The sequence below is a fragment of the Pseudomonas sp. FSL R10-0056 genome (genome assembly GCF_009600105.1).
In the GTDB taxonomy this organism is placed as follows: Bacteria; Pseudomonadota; Gammaproteobacteria; order Pseudomonadales; family Pseudomonadaceae; genus Aquipseudomonas; species Aquipseudomonas bubulae.
The window spans coordinates 1-15,125 of sequence record NZ_WIWL01000241.1 but is presented as its reverse complement, the minus strand read 5'-3'; the positions used below and the strand labels follow the sequence as shown (position 1 = coordinate 15,125).

Annotated in this window: 13 protein-coding genes and 1 pseudogene; 13 read left to right on the top strand and 1 reads right to left on the bottom strand. The window is 61.9% G+C overall.

Annotated elements, in window-relative coordinates; all coding sequences use genetic code 11:
• The 11 genes and pseudogenes from mhpB to GHO42_RS24665 form a co-directional block, all read left to right on the top strand.
• Window positions 1-364, top strand: a pseudogene (gene mhpB, locus GHO42_RS24715) (3-carboxyethylcatechol 2,3-dioxygenase); the annotation flags it as partial.
• 17 nt (window positions 365-381) lie between these two features.
• Window positions 382-1,251 (top strand): alpha/beta fold hydrolase, encoded by an 870-nt coding sequence (locus GHO42_RS24710; protein WP_095018100.1) that lies wholly within the window; start codon window positions 382-384, stop codon window positions 1,249-1,251.
• A gap of 14 nt (window positions 1,252-1,265) precedes the next feature.
• Window positions 1,266-2,072 carry a 2-keto-4-pentenoate hydratase gene (mhpD, locus tag GHO42_RS24705; RefSeq protein ID WP_095000513.1) on the top strand — a complete coding sequence of 269 codons (807 nt, stop codon included), beginning with the start codon at window positions 1,266-1,268 and terminating at the stop codon, window positions 2,070-2,072.
• A 32-nt stretch (window positions 2,073-2,104) separates the two neighbouring features.
• Window positions 2,105-3,043, top strand: a complete 939-nt coding sequence (locus GHO42_RS24700) for an acetaldehyde dehydrogenase (acetylating) (protein WP_095018102.1) — start codon at window positions 2,105-2,107, stop codon at window positions 3,041-3,043.
• 10 nt (window positions 3,044-3,053) lie between these two features.
• Window positions 3,054-4,064, top strand: coding sequence for a 4-hydroxy-2-oxovalerate aldolase (dmpG, locus tag GHO42_RS24695; protein ID WP_095000515.1), 1,011 nt, complete (start codon window positions 3,054-3,056; stop codon window positions 4,062-4,064).
• Between the two features lie 161 nt (window positions 4,065-4,225).
• The gene (gene mhpT, locus GHO42_RS24690) at window positions 4,226-5,419 is read left to right on the top strand and encodes a 3-(3-hydroxy-phenyl)propionate transporter MhpT (RefSeq protein ID WP_095020985.1); all 1,194 of its coding nucleotides are present in this window, start codon (window positions 4,226-4,228) and stop codon (window positions 5,417-5,419) included.
• 62 nt (window positions 5,420-5,481) lie between these two features.
• Window positions 5,482-6,753, top strand: coding sequence for an OprD family porin (locus GHO42_RS24685; RefSeq protein WP_153328149.1), 1,272 nt, complete (start codon window positions 5,482-5,484; stop codon window positions 6,751-6,753).
• A 93-nt stretch (window positions 6,754-6,846) separates the two neighbouring features.
• Window positions 6,847-8,550 carry an amidase gene (locus GHO42_RS24680; protein ID WP_153328147.1) on the top strand — a complete coding sequence of 568 codons (1,704 nt, stop codon included), beginning with the start codon at window positions 6,847-6,849 and terminating at the stop codon, window positions 8,548-8,550.
• Between the two features lie 573 nt (window positions 8,551-9,123).
• Window positions 9,124-10,482 (top strand): 8-oxoguanine deaminase, encoded by a 1,359-nt coding sequence (locus GHO42_RS24675; RefSeq protein ID WP_153328145.1) that lies wholly within the window; start codon window positions 9,124-9,126, stop codon window positions 10,480-10,482.
• A 96-nt stretch (window positions 10,483-10,578) separates the two neighbouring features.
• On the top strand, window positions 10,579-12,093 hold the full coding sequence (locus GHO42_RS24670) for a nucleobase:cation symporter-2 family protein (protein WP_095000520.1): 1,515 nt from the start codon (window positions 10,579-10,581) through the stop codon (window positions 12,091-12,093).
• A gap of 221 nt (window positions 12,094-12,314) precedes the next feature.
• Window positions 12,315-12,680, top strand: a complete 366-nt coding sequence (locus tag GHO42_RS24665; RefSeq protein WP_176464265.1) for a hypothetical protein — start codon at window positions 12,315-12,317, stop codon at window positions 12,678-12,680.
• Window positions 12,681-12,718: 38 nt separating this feature from the next.
• Here GHO42_RS24665 and GHO42_RS24660 read toward each other — a convergent pair whose 3' ends face one another.
• Window positions 12,719-13,930 carry a YeeE/YedE family protein gene (locus GHO42_RS24660; RefSeq protein ID WP_095000522.1) on the bottom strand — a complete coding sequence of 404 codons (1,212 nt, stop codon included), beginning with the start codon at window positions 13,928-13,930 and terminating at the stop codon, window positions 12,719-12,721.
• Between the two features lie 142 nt (window positions 13,931-14,072).
• Here GHO42_RS24660 and GHO42_RS24655 point away from each other — a divergent pair, with 142 nt between their 5' ends.
• On the top strand, window positions 14,073-14,555 hold the full coding sequence (locus GHO42_RS24655) for a MarR family winged helix-turn-helix transcriptional regulator (RefSeq protein WP_176464266.1): 483 nt from the start codon (window positions 14,073-14,075) through the stop codon (window positions 14,553-14,555).
• 4 nt (window positions 14,556-14,559) lie between these two features.
• Window positions 14,560-15,125 (top strand): peroxiredoxin-like family protein (locus GHO42_RS24650; protein WP_178114951.1); only part of this gene is annotated, 566 nt, incomplete at its 3' end.

The following is a 15,125-nucleotide window of genomic DNA, read 5'->3' as shown; positions in this document are numbered from 1 at the left end:
GATGGGCAGCGGCCGCCAGTTGCCCGCCGATGAACGCGCCGCACGCCAGCAGCGGGTCATCCAGGCCGCCCGGCACTTCGTCGAGGACCAGAACAGCCTGCACCCGCTCAACCCGGTCTGGGACCAGCAGTTTCTCGACACGCTGGAGCAGGGCCGCTTGAACGACCTCGATGCACTGGGCAATGACGCGCTGTCGGCGCTCGCCGGTAAATCGACCCACGAGGTGAAAACCTGGGTCGCCGCATTCGCCGCATTGTCCGCCTTTGGCCCCTACCAAACCGAAGGCCGCTACTACCGCCCGATTCCCGAATGGATTGCAGGCTTCGGCGCCCTTGGCGCGCAGCCGCTGACCCACCCCCTTTGAATTCAAGGATCACTGCCATGACTGCCACTGCCAGCGTATTCACTGAAGCCTCGACCAGCCGCTTTGCCCGTATCAAGGAAGGCGACCTGGACCTGCAATTGCACTACAACGACGTCGGCCAGGGTGCCGAGACCGTGGTCATGCTCCACGGCTCCGGGCCCGGCGCCAGCGGCTGGGCCAACTTCAACCGCAACATCGAACCGCTGGTGACTGCCGGTTACCGGGTGATCCTGCTCGATTGCCCGGGCTGGAGCAAAAGCGACCCGGTGGTGAGCGAAGGCTCACGCTCCAACCTCAATGCGTCGGCGCTCAAGGGCCTGCTCGATGTGCTGGACCTTGACCGCGTGCACATCATCGGCAACTCGATGGGCGCCCACAGCACCGTGGCCTTCGCTCTGGAAAACCCCGGGCGCATCGGCAAACTGATCCTCATGGGCGGCGGCACCGGCGGCCCGAGCGCATTTGTGCCCCAGCCCACCGAAGGCATCAAGCTGATCGGTGCGCTGTACCGCGAGCCGACCATCGAGAACCTGAAAAAGATGATGAGCGTCTTCGTTTTCGACACCAGCAGCCTGACCGAAGAACTGTTCCAGACCCGTCTGGATAACCTTCTGGCGCGCCGCGACCACCTGGAAAACTTCGTAAAAAGCAGCACCATCAATCCCAAACAGTTTCCCGACTTCAGCCATCGCCTGCACGAAATCAGCGCCGAAACCCTGCTGGTCTGGGGGCGCGAAGACCGCTTTGTGCCGATGGATACCGGCTTGCGCCTGCTGGCAGGGCTGCCCAACGCGCAGCTGCACGTGTTCAACCGCTGCGGCCACTGGGCGCAATGGGAACACGCCGACACCTTCAACCGCATGGTGCTGGACTTCCTGACCCACTGATAACCGAGACCGCCATGAACCCGACTCCCGAAACACTGGCCCAACTGGCCGCCGACCTGCGCCACGCCGAAACCCACAGCAGTGCCATCGCCCCCCTGCGCGAGCTGATCGGTGAGGACAACGCGACAGCCGCCTACACCATCCAGCAGATCAATGTCGCCCACGGCGTCGCCAATGGACGCCGGGTGGTGGGCCGAAAAATCGGCCTGACCAACCCCAAGGTGCAAGCGCAGCTGGGCGTGGACCAACCGGACTTCGGCACTCTGTTCGCCGACATGTGCTACGGCGACAACCAGACCGTACCCATCGATCGCGTGTTGCAGCCCAAGATCGAGGCTGAAATCGCCTTGATCCTCAAACATGACCTGCCCCACTCCGACACCACCTTCGACGAGGTCATGGCCGCCACCGGCTGGGTGATGCCGGCTCTGGAAATCGTCGGCAGCCGCGTGCAGCAGTGGAACATCCGCTTTGTCGACACGGTGGCCGATAACGCCTCCAGCGGCTGCTACGTACTCGGCGGCCCGGCCCGCAGCCTTGATGGGCTGGACTTGCGCAATGCGGGCATGTGCATGACCCGCAATGGTGAAGAAGTTTCCAGTGGCAGCGGCGCGCAATGCCTGGGCCATCCGCTCAATGCGGCCGTATGGCTGGCTTGCACCATGGCGCGCCTGGGCAATCCGCTGCAAGCGGGCGACATCATCCTGACCGGCGCACTGGGGCCGATGGTGGCCGTGGCCGCCGGTGATCGTTTCGAAGCGCATATCGAAGGCATCGGCAGTGTCGGTGTGGACTTCTCGCAACACGGCAGCGCCGAGTAATCGGCGACTTGCGTGCAACTGAGGCAACAATAATGAACAAGAAACTCAAGGTCGCCATCATCGGCTCCGGCAATATCGGCACCGACCTGATGATTAAAATCCTGCGCAATGCCCGGCACCTGGAAATGGGCGCAATGGTTGGCATCGACCCGGCCTCCGACGGTCTGGCCCGTGCTGCGCGCATGGGTGTTGCAATCACCCACGAAGGCGTTGAAGGCCTTACGCGCATGGACGTGTTCAAGGACATCGACTTCGTGTTCGATGCCACATCGGCCGGTGCCCATGTCAAGAACGACGCTTTTCTGCGCGCGATCAAACCCGGCATCCGCCTGATTGACCTCACCCCGGCGGCCATCGGCCCGTACTGTGTACCGGTGGTCAATCTGGAGCAGAACCTGGACCAGTTGAACGTCAACATGGTGACCTGCGGCGGCCAGGCAACCATTCCGATGGTCGCCGCCGTGTCCCGTGTGGCCAAGGTTCATTACGCCGAAATCGTTGCTTCGATTGCCAGTAAATCTGCCGGCCCCGGCACCCGCGCCAATATCGACGAGTTCACCGAAACCACCTCCAGGGCCATCGAAGTGATTGGCGGTGCAACCAAGGGCAAGGCGATCATCGTGATGAACCCTGCCGAGCCGCCGCTGATCATGCGCGATACCGTTTTTGTACTCAGCGAAGCCGCAGACCAGGCACTGGTCGAGGCGTCTGTCGTCGAAATGGCGGCAGCCGTGCAAGCCTATGTGCCGGGCTATCGCCTCAAGCAACGCGTGCAGTTTGACGTAATCCCTGAAGACAGGCCGCTGACCATTCCCGGACTGGGCAGATATTCCGGGCTCAAGACTTCGGTGTTTCTGGAAGTCGAAGGCGCCGCCCACTACCTGCCGGCCTACGCAGGAAATCTCGACATCATGACCTCTGCAGCCTTGGCCACCGCTGAGCGCATGGCGCTGTCGATGCTCAACGTCTGAGGGGAAAACCATGAACGATAAAAAGATCTATATCAGCGACGTCACCCTGCGTGACGGCAGCCATGCCGTGCGCCACCAGTACTCGTTGCAGAACGTGCAGGACATCGCCCGCGCCCTGGACAAGGCCCGCGTCGACGCCATCGAGGTGGCCCACGGCGATGGTCTGCAAGGTTCGAGTTTTAACTACGGTTTCGCCTCCCATACTGATCTGGAATGGATCGAAGCGGCGGCGGACGTGATCAGCCACGCAAAAATCACCACCCTGCTGTTGCCCGGCATCGGCACGGTGCATGACCTCAAGGCTGCGTACAACGCCGGGGCCCGGGTCGTGCGCATTGCCACGCACTGCACCGAAGCCGATGTGTCGAAACAGCACATCGAGTACGCCCGGGAACTGGGCATGGACACTGTCGGCTTTTTGATGATGAGCCACATGATCCCTGCCGATCAGTTGGCGGCCCAGGCCAAACTGATGGAGAGCTACGGCGCGACCTGCGTGTACATGGCCGACTCGGGCGGAGCGATGAACATGCAGGACATTCGCGATCGCTTCCGTGCGTTCAAGGCCGTGCTAAAGCCTGAAACCGAAACCGGCATGCATGCCCACCACAACCTGTCGCTGGGCGTAGCCAACTCGATTACGGCGGTTGAAGAAGGCTGCGACCGGATCGATGCCAGCCTCGCGGGCATGGGGGCCGGGGCCGGCAATGCCCCGCTGGAAGTGTTTATCGCCGCCGCCGAGCGTCTGGGCTGGAACCACGGCACAGACCTTTACACGCTGATGGACGCCGCGGATGACATTGTCCGACCGTTGCAGGATCGCCCGGTGCGGGTCGACCGCGAGACCTTGGCGCTGGGTTATGCCGGGGTGTATTCGAGCTTCTTGCGCCACGCCGAAATCGCTGCGGCCAAGTACGGCCTCAAGACCCTGGACATCCTGGTCGAACTGGGCAAGCGGCGGATGGTGGGCGGCCAGGAAGACATGATCGTCGACGTGGCGCTGGACCTGCTCAAACGCTAAGGCCTTCCTTACCCCCCCCTTGTAGGAGCGGGCTTGCTCGCGATGCAGGCAACGCGGTTTACCTGACGAACCGCATTGATCCAATCGCGAGCAAGCCTGCTCCCACAGAAACAAGGGTTAACGCTGCTTCATCCATAACAACAATAAAACGGGTACAGCCCATGACTTCACTCAATCTGCAAATGGCCCGCACCATCGGCCTGTGTTTTCTCGTTGCCCTCATGGAAGGCCTCGATCTACAGGCCGCAGGGATCGCTGCTCAAGGCATGGCTGCCGCGTTCGAACTGGATAAATTACATATGAGCTGGGTGTTCAGCGCCGGAATTTTCGGCCTGTTGCCCGGTGCGTTCGCCGGTGGGTGGCTGGCTGACCGCATTGGCCGCAAACGGGTGCTGATGGCCTCGGTGGGGCTGTTCGGGGTGTTCTCCCTTGCCACCGCATTGGCCTGGGACATTAACAGCCTGCTGGTCGCACGCTGCCTCACCGGCGTTGGCCTCGGTGCCGCCCTGCCCAACCTGATCGCCCTCACCAGCGAAGTGGCTGGCCCGCGCCTGCGCGGTACGGCGGTAAGCCTCATGTATTGCGGCGTGCCTTTGGGCGCCGCGCTGGCCGCCCTGATCGGCATCGCCGACCTGGCCGGTGGCTGGCAAGTGGTGTTCTACGTCGGTGGCGTGGTGCCGCTGTTGATCGTGCCGCTGCTGGGGCTCTACCTTCCCGAGTCGCAGCAGTTTCGCAACGTTCAGGGCGAGGCGCCCATCGGTGTGGTTCAGGGTTTATTTCGCGAGGGCGCGGCACTGCCGACTACGCTTATCTGGGTTAGCTATTTCTTTACCCTGATGGTGGTCTACATCCTGATCAACTGGCTGCCCAGCCTAGTGATCGGCCAGGGGTTCACCGGGCGCCAGGCCAGCTGGGTGATGCTTGCCCTGCAAATTGGCGCAGCAGCCGGCACCCTGTTTCTGGGCTGGGTCATGGACCGCCTGCCCGCCTGGGCGCTGTCGGCACTGATCTATGTGGGCATCCTGGTGTCACTGACCGCCCTTGGGTTGGCGAGCCATCTGCCGGGCATGCTGGCGGCGGGCTTTATTGCCGGTTTTTTTGCCACCGGAGGTCAATGCGTGCTCTACGCCCTGGCACCGCATTTCTATCGCCCCTCGATACGCGCCACGGGCGTGGGCAGCGCAGTGGCCATCGGTCGCCTCGGTGCCATGAGCGGCCCCTTGGTGGCCGGCAAGATGCTCGCGCTGGGCACCGGCACCGCCGGGGTGATGCTGGCGTCGGCGCCAGGCATCGTGATTGCGGCCGTGGCCATGTTTTACCTATCGGTGCGGCGCAACGCAGCATCACCCGACTGACTACCTGCGCGCCGAAAGGCGCGCAGTGCTCCACCCCCCATAACAATAAAAGTGAACCTGCCATGCTCAAGACTGTTCTTCGGGCGCTCAGCGCCTGCACCTGGGTTTTATCCATGACCACGGCTGTGGCCAGCGGTTTTGTCGATGACAGCCACGCTGACCTGGTGATGCGCAACTATTACTTCGATCGTAACTACGTCAATGCAACCCCGCAGGCTGCGGCCCGAGAGTGGGCACAGGGTTTTATCCTCAACCTGCGTTCGGGCTACACCGAAGGGCCAGTGGGCTTTGGCCTGGACGCGCAAGGCTTGCTCGGTGTGCGCCTGGATTCCTCACGCGCCCGCACCGGTACCGGCCTGCTGCCGTATGACGCCAACACCCGCGAGCCTGCCGATGAGTACTCGGAACTGGGGCTGACCGCCAAGGTTCGCGCCTCGCAAACCGAGCTGCAAGTGGGCACCATCAGCACCTTTTTGCCGATCGCATTCGCCAGCCCTACCCGCCTCCTGCCACAAACGTTTCGCGGGGCCTACCTGAAGTCCCAGGACATCGATCAACTGACGCTGCACGTCGGCTGGCTGGACCGCATCAACCTGCGCGACTCAACCGACTACCAGAAAATGTCTGTCGGCTCGCCCAATGGCCGCTTCAATGGTGCGGCCGAGTCCAACCGCTTTATGTTTATCGGCGGCGACTATGCCTGGTCAGCGCAACTGACTCTCAAGTACTACCACGCCGAACTCGCGCAACTGTACCGCAAGGACTTTTACGGCTTAGTCGATAATCGCAAGCTGGGCCCCGGCAGCCTGAAAAGCGATTTTCGCCTGTTTATCACTGGCGAAGACGGCGCAGCCAAAGCCGGGACGGTGGACAACCGCAATGCCGCACTGATGCTGACCTACAGCCTGGGGGCCCATAAATTCGGCGCCGGTTATATGCACCTGACTGGCAAGACTGGCATGCCGTATCTGTTTGGCACCGAACCGCTGGTGATCACTGAGGGCACCCTCAGTTCCGAGTTCCTCAACCCCAAGGAACGCAGCTGGCAGGTGCGCTATGACTACAACTTTGCCGGGATGGGCGCGCCGGGCCTCAACGGCATGCTGCGCTACGTGAGTGGCGACAATATCGAGCTGGCCAGGTTTGGCGGCTCGAACCTGAGCGAGAGCGAAAAAGACATCGAAGTCTGGTATGTCCTGCAAAGCGGCCCGCTCAAGGATCTGTCGCTGCGCCTGCGCAACGCCTGGTACCGCAACGACTTCACCGCCCAGGCCAGCCACCGCGATGACAACGAGCTGCGTCTCAATATCGATTACACCTGGAAATGGTGGTGACTATTTGCGACCACACATGCGACATGGGCTGGCTGTGCAGGCAGGAGTTTCGCTAAGCTCTGCGGTTTCCCATTGTCCTCAAGCGGTAAGCCCATGATTGAAGTCACCGAGGTGTCCATAGCCCAACTGCGCGCCGCGCTCGAATCCGGCCAGACCACGGCGGTAGAACTGGTACAGGCTTATCTGGCGCGGATCGACGCCTACGACACAGCTGACACCCCCACCGCCCTCAATGCGGTGGTGGTGCGCAACCCCCTGGCAATGACCGAGGCGCAGGCCTCCGACGACCGCCGGGCCAAGGGCCAGGCCCTCGGCCCGCTGGACGGCATCCCCTATACCGCCAAGGACAGTTACCTGGTCAAGGGCCTGACCGCCGCGTCGGGCAGCCCCGCCTTCAAGGACCTGGTGGCGTACCGCGATGCATTCACCATCGAGCGCCTGCGCGGTGCCGGTGCCATCTGCCTGGGCAAGACCAATATGCCGCCCATGGCCAACGGCGGCATGCAGCGCGGGGTCTATGGCCGCGCTGAAAGCCCGTACAACGCCCACTACCTGACGGCACCTTTTGCCTCCGGCTCGTCCAACGGTGCGGGTACGGCCACGGCGGCCAGCTTCTCGGCCTTCGGCCTGGCGGAAGAAACCTGGTCGAGCGGGCGCGGCCCGGCGTCCAACAACGGCCTGTGCGCCTACACCCCTTCACGGGGCGTGATTTCGGTACGTGGCAACTGGCCGCTGACGCCGACCATGGACGTGGTGGTGCCCTTTGCCCGCACCATGGCCGACTTGCTCGAAGTGCTCGATGTGGTCGTCGCTGAAGATACTGATACCCGTGGAGACCTGTGGCGCCTGCAGCCCTGGGTACCGATTCCGAGTGTGGCTTCGGTGCGTCCGGCCTCCTATGCACAACTCAATGCCGGCAGCGAAGCACTGGCCGGCAAACGCTTTGGCGTACCGCGCATGTATATCAATGCCGACCCCGAGGCCGGCACATCCGAAGCACCGGGCATCGGCGGCCCCACCGGGCAACGCATCATCACCCGTGCCTCGGTGATCGACCTGTGGCAAGCCGCGCGCAAGGCCATCGAGGCCCAGGGCGGAGAAGTGATTGAAGTGGACTTCCCGCTGGTCTCCAACTGCGAAGGCGATCGCCCCGGCGCGCCAACCGTGTTCACCCGCGGGCTGGTGTCCAAAGAGTTTATGCATGACGAGCTTTGGGAGTTGTCCGCGTGGGCGTTCGATGATTTCCTGCGCGCCAACGGTGACCCTAAACTCAACCGGTTGGCCGACGTCGATGGGCCGCTGATTTTCCCTCACGACCCGGGCACCCTGCCCAACCGTGAAGACGAACTGGCGGCAGGCATGGACGAATACGTGCGCATGGCCCAGCGCGGGATTACCCCGTGGGATCAGATCAGTAGCGTGCCAGACGGTCTGCGCGGCCTTGAAAAAACCCGGCGCATCGACCTGGAAGACTGGATGGACCGCCTGGGACTGGATGCCGTGCTGTTCCCGACCGTGGCCGATGTGGCCCCGGCAGATGCGGATGTGAACCCGGCGTCGGCGGATATCGCCTGGAGCAACGGCGTCTGGGTGGCCAACGGCAACCTGGCCATCCGCCATCTGGGCGTACCGACCGTGACCGTGCCCATGGGCGTGATGGCCGACATCGGCATGCCGGTGGGGCTGACGTTTGCCGGTCGCGCCTATGACGATTCGGCGTTGCTGCGCTTTGCTTCGGCATTTGAGGCAACCGGCAGCAAACGCATGATCCCGCCGCGTACACCAGCGTTGAGGTGATGGCATGGGCGGGATCTGTGAGCAGCGCCGCTCATAGGTCCCGCCCTCACACCGGGTGGTAAAAACACCCCGCAATTCCTGTGGGAGCGAGCCTGCTCGCGAAGACATCCCTGCGGTTTACCCGAAAGACCGCGTCGCCTGCATCGCGAGCAGGCTCGCTCCCACATAACCCGCCCTGTACACACCTGCAACCACCCGCTCCTGATCGACTCTCCAGACTCCAGCAAATTTTCTCCCCTGCCAGCCCCCGGTCACAATCGACAACATCACTGCATTTTTAGTTGTATACAATAATAACCAATTCTGGTTACATCATTGCACGCCTACGACTCCGGCAATCGCCGCTGCGTATTGCGATGGTCAAACACCATGCAGCTTGCACAGCCGCTTCAATTCAACGCGCCTTACCGGCGCATGTCATCGCGTATTCACTGCGCCCATGGGTGTGCCAGTGAACCGACCGCCCCTGCCCAGCCATGCTGCATCCGGCTGCCAGGGCTTGGCTCAAGCCGAAAACCGATGCCTGCAACCGCATCACGTTGAAAGCAAACTCCAAACGGAAGAGGAATACCCATGGCAAAGACTTTACTGGTCAAGAACGCAGAACTGCTGGTCACAATGGATGGTGAACGCAGGGAAATCCGGCGCGGCGGCCTGTTTATCGAAGACAACCTGATCAAGCAGGTCGGCCCCAGCGAATCCCTGCCGCAACAGGCCGACGTGATTCTGGACATGACCGGCAAGGTGGTTATCCCGGGCTTGGTCAACACCCACCACCATATGTACCAGAGCCTGACCCGCGTTGTACCGGCAGCCCAGGACGGCGAGTTGTTCAATTGGCTCAACAACCTGTATCCAATCTGGGCGCGACTCACGCCGGAAATGATCGCGGTTTCGACCCAAACAGCAATGGCCGAGCTGATTCTCTCTGGCTGCACCACTTCCAGTGACCATCTGTATATCTACCCCAACGGCTGCAAGCTGGACGACAGCATCCATGCCGCTGCAGAGATAGGCATGCGCTTTCACGCCGCACGCGGGAGCATGAGCGTGGGCCGTAGCCAGGGCGGCTTGCCGCCCGACTCGGTGGTTGAGAAAGAAAGCCATATTCTCAAAGAGTCCCAGCGTCTGATCGAGGACTACCACGACCCCCGCCATGGCTCGATGCTGCGCATGGTCGTGGCGCCCTGCTCGCCCTTCTCGGTCAGCCGCGACCTGATGCGCGAGGCCGCAGTGCTCGCCCGCCAGTACGGGGTCTCACTGCACACCCACCTTGCCGAGAACGTCAGTGACATCGCCTACAGCCGCGAGAAGTTCGGCATGACCCCTGCCGAGTACGCCGAAGACCTGGGCTGGGTCGGCCACGACGTCTGGCACGCCCATTGCGTACAACTCGACCAGCACGGCATCGAGCTGTTCGCCCGCACCGGTACCGGAGTTGCCCACTGCCCGTGCTCGAACATGCGCCTGGCTTCTGGGATCGCGCCGATTCGCAGGATGCGCGACCACGGCGTGCCGGTGGGCTTGGGGGTTGACGGTTCTGCGTCCAACGATGGCGCCAGCATGATTGGTGAAGTACGTCAGGCCCTGCTGTTGCAGCGGGTGGGTTTTGGCCCCGATGCGATGTCCGCCCGCGAGGCGCTGGAAATTGCCACATTGGGGGGCGCCAAGGTGCTTAACCGCAATGATATTGGTGCACTGGCACCGGGCATGGTCGCGGATTTTGTCGCTTTCGACCTTGGCCATCTGGCCTACGCCGGAGCCCATCACGACCCGCTGGCAGCGTTGGGGTTCTGTACCCCGACCCAGGTCCATACCAGCGTGATCAATGGTCGCGTGGTGGTCAGGGATGGCCACCTCACCACCGTCGACCTGCCGCGGGTGCTGGAACGCCACAACCAGTTGGCCCACCAGCTGGTCAGCGGTGAATAACCCCTTCAGGCCGTTGAGTTCCTGACAGGGCTCAACGGATGCAACTGAGAACGTGCTGTTAGACGCATCTAAAATAACAAAAGCGAGCTACTCACCATGACTTCTACCGCTTCCCCTCGTCCAGAAGACGAAAACCTCGGTACTGGCGCCAACCTGGCCTACGGCCTGCAGCACGTCCTGACAATGTATGGGGGCATCATTGCGGTGCCCCTGATCATTGGCCAGGCAGCCGGCCTTTCATCGGCCGACGTTGGCCTGCTGATCGCCGCTTCGCTGTTCGCCGGTGGCCTGGCCACACTGTTGCAGACACTGGGTATCCCTTTCTTTGGCTGTCGCCTGCCGCTGGTGCAGGGGGTGTCCTTCGCCGGTGTCTCCACCATGGTCGCCATCATTGGCGGTGACGGCGCAGGAGGCTTGCCGGTGGTGTTCGGGGCGGTGATCGTGGCTTCCGTGATCGGCTTGCTGATCACACCGCTGTTTTCCAGCATCACCAAGTACTTTCCGCCCCTGGTGACGGGCATCGTCATCACCACCATCGGTCTGACCCTGATGCCGGTCACGGCGCGCTGGGCCATGGGCGGCAACAGTCAGTCACCTGACTTCGGCAGCATGGCCAACATCGGCCTGGCGGCAATCACCCTGGTGCTCGTGCTGCTGCTCAGCAAGCTGGGCAGCGCCAGTATTTCACGCCTGTCGATTCTGCTGGCTATCGTTATCGGCACACTGGTTGCCACGGCCGTGGGCATGACCGACTTCTCCCGGGTGCTGGAAGGCCCGCTGGTCGCACTGCCCGAGGTGCTGCACTTCGGCATGCCCGAGTTCCGCCTCGCAGCCATCCTGTCGATGCTGATCGTGATTATCGTGACCATGGTCGAGACCTCCGCCGATATCCTGGCAGTGGGCGAAATCATCGACACCAAGGTCGACGCCAAACGCCTTGGCAACGGCCTGCGCGCCGACATGATTTCCAGTGCCCTGGCGCCGCTGTTCGGCTCCTTTACCCAGAGCGCCTTTGCACAGAACGTTGGCCTAGTCGCCGTGACCGGTATCAAGAGCCGTTATGTGGTGGCCACCGGCGGCCTGATCCTGGTGACACTGGGGCTGCTGCCGGTGATGGGTCGCCTGGTCGCCGCCGTGCCCACTGCCGTGCTTGGCGGTGCTGGTCTGGTCCTGTTTGGTACCGTCGCCGCCAGCGGCATCCGCACCCTGGCGCAGGTGGACTATCGCAACAACATGAACCTGATCATCGTCGCCACATCGATCGGTTTCGGCATGATCCCCATTGCAGCGCCCAACTTCTACCAGCACTTCCCGACCTGGTTCGAGACCATCTTCCACTCCGGCATCAGCTCGGCCGCAATCATGGCCATCCTGCTCAACCTGCTGTTCAACCATCTGCGGGCCGGCAACTCCGACCAGCAGTCGGTATTCGTCGCCGCCAGCGACCGTATCCTGCGCTCCCGGGATATCAGCTGCCTCAACGATGGCGATGTATTTCGCGATGGCAAGCTGTTCGACTGCAATGGCAAGGAAGTACCCGTGGTGGAGTCGGACGAGCACTACGAACAGTCCCCGCCCTTGCGTAAAAAGAGCTTCGAGCAAGAACACTAACCTGCCTTAAACCCGGCAAAACGGCGCTCAGGCGCCGTTTTGCATACTGCTCCGATTTACGCCGGAACAGGCTTAGCGTTTTACACAAGCAGCCAGCTTGCGAACTTTTCCCTGTTTATCTGTCTATGTGAGTACGCGTATCTGCGCGACAAGCGCGAGCTCCAGGCGTCAGTCAGCAGATGGCGACACATTCGAATGATATTCAGAGGTTATCTTCGCTCATGAAATTCCACGCCCCACGGATGGTGCTTTTGAGCCTGTTCGCGTTTGCGGCAATGGGCTCGGCATCAGCTACACCGACAAAGACCCCGCCCGCGGTTTTTGCTACTGAACCTGGAGCCGTTCAGACGACGGCTGCCAATCCCTGGCCAAGGCTGGCCGGTGAACAGACAGCGCCCCTGCTTGCCCGCGACGACCACCACCGGTATGACAACCGCTGGCAAGCTCGCAGAGACGATCGCCGCAGAGAAAACTGGCGTCGCGATCAATGGCGTCGGGAGCAAGCCCGCCGCGAAGCCGAGCGCCGCCGTCATGACCGGGCCATGCACCAGCGCTACGACAACCATCACCGCGACTATCGTCGCTGAAAAAAACGGCTGCCGAGAAAGCAGCTCCTGTACCTTTTTTAGCAGCCGCTCAACGCCGCCTGTGGCCGCTCGCCGGTAAAGAACAGTGGTCGCAGGCGCACGCCCACCGTGTTGCCGATAAACGCTGCCACCAGCCATACCCAGCCATGCAGGCTGCCCGAGGCGATGCCGCTGAAGTACGCGCCAATATTGCAGCCGTAGGCCAGACGCGAGCCATACCCGAGCAGCAGGCCACCAATCACTGCCGCCAGCAGCGAGCGCGGCGGGATTTTCAGGCTGGGAGCAAAACGACCGGCCAGGCCGGCGGCCAACAACGCACCGAGAACGATGCCAATATCCATTACGCTGGTGATGTCTTCCCACACCGGCGCGGCCAGTGCCTTGGCATTGCCCGGCATCTGCCAGAACCCCCAACTGCCAACATCAACCCCCAGTCCGCTTGCCGCCTTGGCGCCCCACAGCGCGAACGCAGAAGTAATACCCCACGGCCGCCCGGCCAGTGCCAGCGTGGCATAGTTCAGCAGCGCCAGACCTATCGCCCCCCAGACCAGAGGCCACGGCCCACGCAAAAAGCGGCGCAGGCCCTGATGTTCACTGGTCACCCCTGCTTCAAGGCTGGCGTGACGGGATTTCTCCAGGCGTACGGTCACTGCGGCGATGATCGCGAACACGGCCAGGCTCAGCAGCAAGGCGGGAACCACCCCGAAGCTTTTAACGATAGAGGTCGCCGGAAACGCAGGCAGGGCAAACCACCAGTCAACATGCTGAGTGGCGATTAATGATCCGCAGATAAAGAACAACAGGGTCACCAGCATGCGCGCATTACCGCCGCCGACAGTGAACAAGGTGCCGGACGCACACCCGCCGCCCAACTGCATGCCGATGCCGAAAATAAACGCACCGAACACCACCGACACACCGATCGGCGCCACCAGCCCGACGACCGGCTGGCCAAACAGGGTGCCCGCTCCCAGCGCGGGGAAAAACAGCACCACAGCCACGGCCAGCATCACCATTTGCGCGCGCAGGCCTGCACCACGGCGATCATTGATAAAGACTCGCCAGGCCGAGGTAAAACCGAATGCGGCGTGATAAAGGGTCAAGCCCAGCGCCGCGCCGACGATCAGCAACAGCACCTGGCGCGTACCGACATTGTTTTGCAGGAAAACAGCGCCCTGCAGCAACAAGATAAAGGCCAACAGCGGCGCAAGCGGTTTGCGCCCAGGGGTTATGGAAAGAGAACGACTCATGGAAATCCCGATACGTATGATTTGACTGAATTGCGTGGCGGCAAAGTATACCCCAGGCGGGGCTGCGGCCTAACCGTTTGACTTAGTAAGGCGCCAAGATAAACTGCGCCTTATGAATATTTTAGAGAACAAGCACCACATCATGCTGCGTGAACTAGAGAGCGCAGCGCCCGAGGTCAGGGACAGCGTAAAGCTGTGTTTCGAGTTGCTCTCGGCGGCAGCGGCGATCAATCGCGCCTGCGCAACACGGCTGGCCCGCTACAACCTGTCGGAGGGCCGTTTTGTCATCATGCTGACCCTCAAAAACGCGGGAGGCAAGCTCTCCCCTCTGGAACTGGCGACCCGATTGTCGATTACCACGGGAACGGTCACCGGGCTGCTCGATGGTTTGCAGCGCGCCGCGTTGATCAAGCGCAAAACCGACCCGACGGACCGGCGCAAATTGATTATTACGCTGACCGCGCAAGGCAAACGCGTAGTCGATGACGTTTTTGTCGAGCACACCGCCTGGATCAGCGGAATGATCCAGGACTTGCCTCCCGGGCAACGCCAGGCCCTGGCCGAGTCGATCTATTGCCTCTCGGCCAGCCAAGCGCTCGACCTCGCTACAAAAGCTGGTCGATAGCCATTTGAGCAGCAAGGCGTTGCAAGCCAACGACAAGGCGCCGCTGGCGATACTCAAGGACGAGAACGGGCAGAACGTCGATCTGCGCGATTTTCTCGACATGGGGCCGTTGGTACTGGTGTTCTACCGAGGCCTGTGGTGCCCGTTCTGCAATCAGGCCTTGAGTGCATACCAGCAGATGGTCAGTGATCTGACGGCCGCGGGGGCGACGCTGGTTGCCGTCTCGGCGCAGACGCCGCAGTTCACGGGTAAAACCCGTGAAGCGCTGGGGATCACTTACCTGCTGCTCAGTGATATCGGCAACCACCTTGCCCGTCAGTACGGCATTGTTTTCGAGCTTGAGGACGAACTGGATGAAATCTACCGTTCCCTGGGTGCGGACCTCAAGAGCGTCAACGGGTCTGACTCACTGACACTGCCACTGGCCAGTGCATTTGTAATCGACCAGTTTGACCCAAGTAGCGTGCATGCAGGCATCAGCTCATGTGTGCGACACAAAACCTGTGGGAGCGCGGCTTGCCCGCGATGGCATCCATACGGTGAGCCTGCAGACCGCGCCGCCTGCATCGC

Excerpts from the sequence above, each read along its gene's own strand:
- GHO42_RS24710 (WP_095018100.1), top strand. The coding sequence starts at position 382 with ATGACTGCCACTGCCAGCGTATTCACTGAAGCCTCGACCAGCCGCTTT.
- mhpD (WP_095000513.1), top strand. The coding sequence starts at position 1,266 with ATGAACCCGACTCCCGAAACACTGGCCCAACTGGCCGCCGACCTGCGC.
- GHO42_RS24700 (WP_095018102.1), top strand. The coding sequence starts at position 2,105 with ATGAACAAGAAACTCAAGGTCGCCATCATCGGCTCCGGCAATATCGGC.
- dmpG (WP_095000515.1), top strand. The coding sequence starts at position 3,054 with ATGAACGATAAAAAGATCTATATCAGCGACGTCACCCTGCGTGACGGC.
- mhpT (WP_095020985.1), top strand. The coding sequence starts at position 4,226 with ATGACTTCACTCAATCTGCAAATGGCCCGCACCATCGGCCTGTGTTTT.
- GHO42_RS24685 (WP_153328149.1), top strand. The coding sequence starts at position 5,482 with ATGCTCAAGACTGTTCTTCGGGCGCTCAGCGCCTGCACCTGGGTTTTA.
- GHO42_RS24680 (WP_153328147.1), top strand. The coding sequence starts at position 6,847 with ATGATTGAAGTCACCGAGGTGTCCATAGCCCAACTGCGCGCCGCGCTC.
- GHO42_RS24675 (WP_153328145.1), top strand. The coding sequence starts at position 9,124 with ATGGCAAAGACTTTACTGGTCAAGAACGCAGAACTGCTGGTCACAATG.
- GHO42_RS24670 (WP_095000520.1), top strand. The coding sequence starts at position 10,579 with ATGACTTCTACCGCTTCCCCTCGTCCAGAAGACGAAAACCTCGGTACT.
- GHO42_RS24665 (WP_176464265.1), top strand. The coding sequence starts at position 12,315 with ATGAAATTCCACGCCCCACGGATGGTGCTTTTGAGCCTGTTCGCGTTT.
- GHO42_RS24660 (WP_095000522.1), bottom strand. The coding sequence starts at position 13,930 with ATGAGTCGTTCTCTTTCCATAACCCCTGGGCGCAAACCGCTTGCGCCG.
- GHO42_RS24655 (WP_176464266.1), top strand. The coding sequence starts at position 14,073 with ATGCTGCGTGAACTAGAGAGCGCAGCGCCCGAGGTCAGGGACAGCGTA.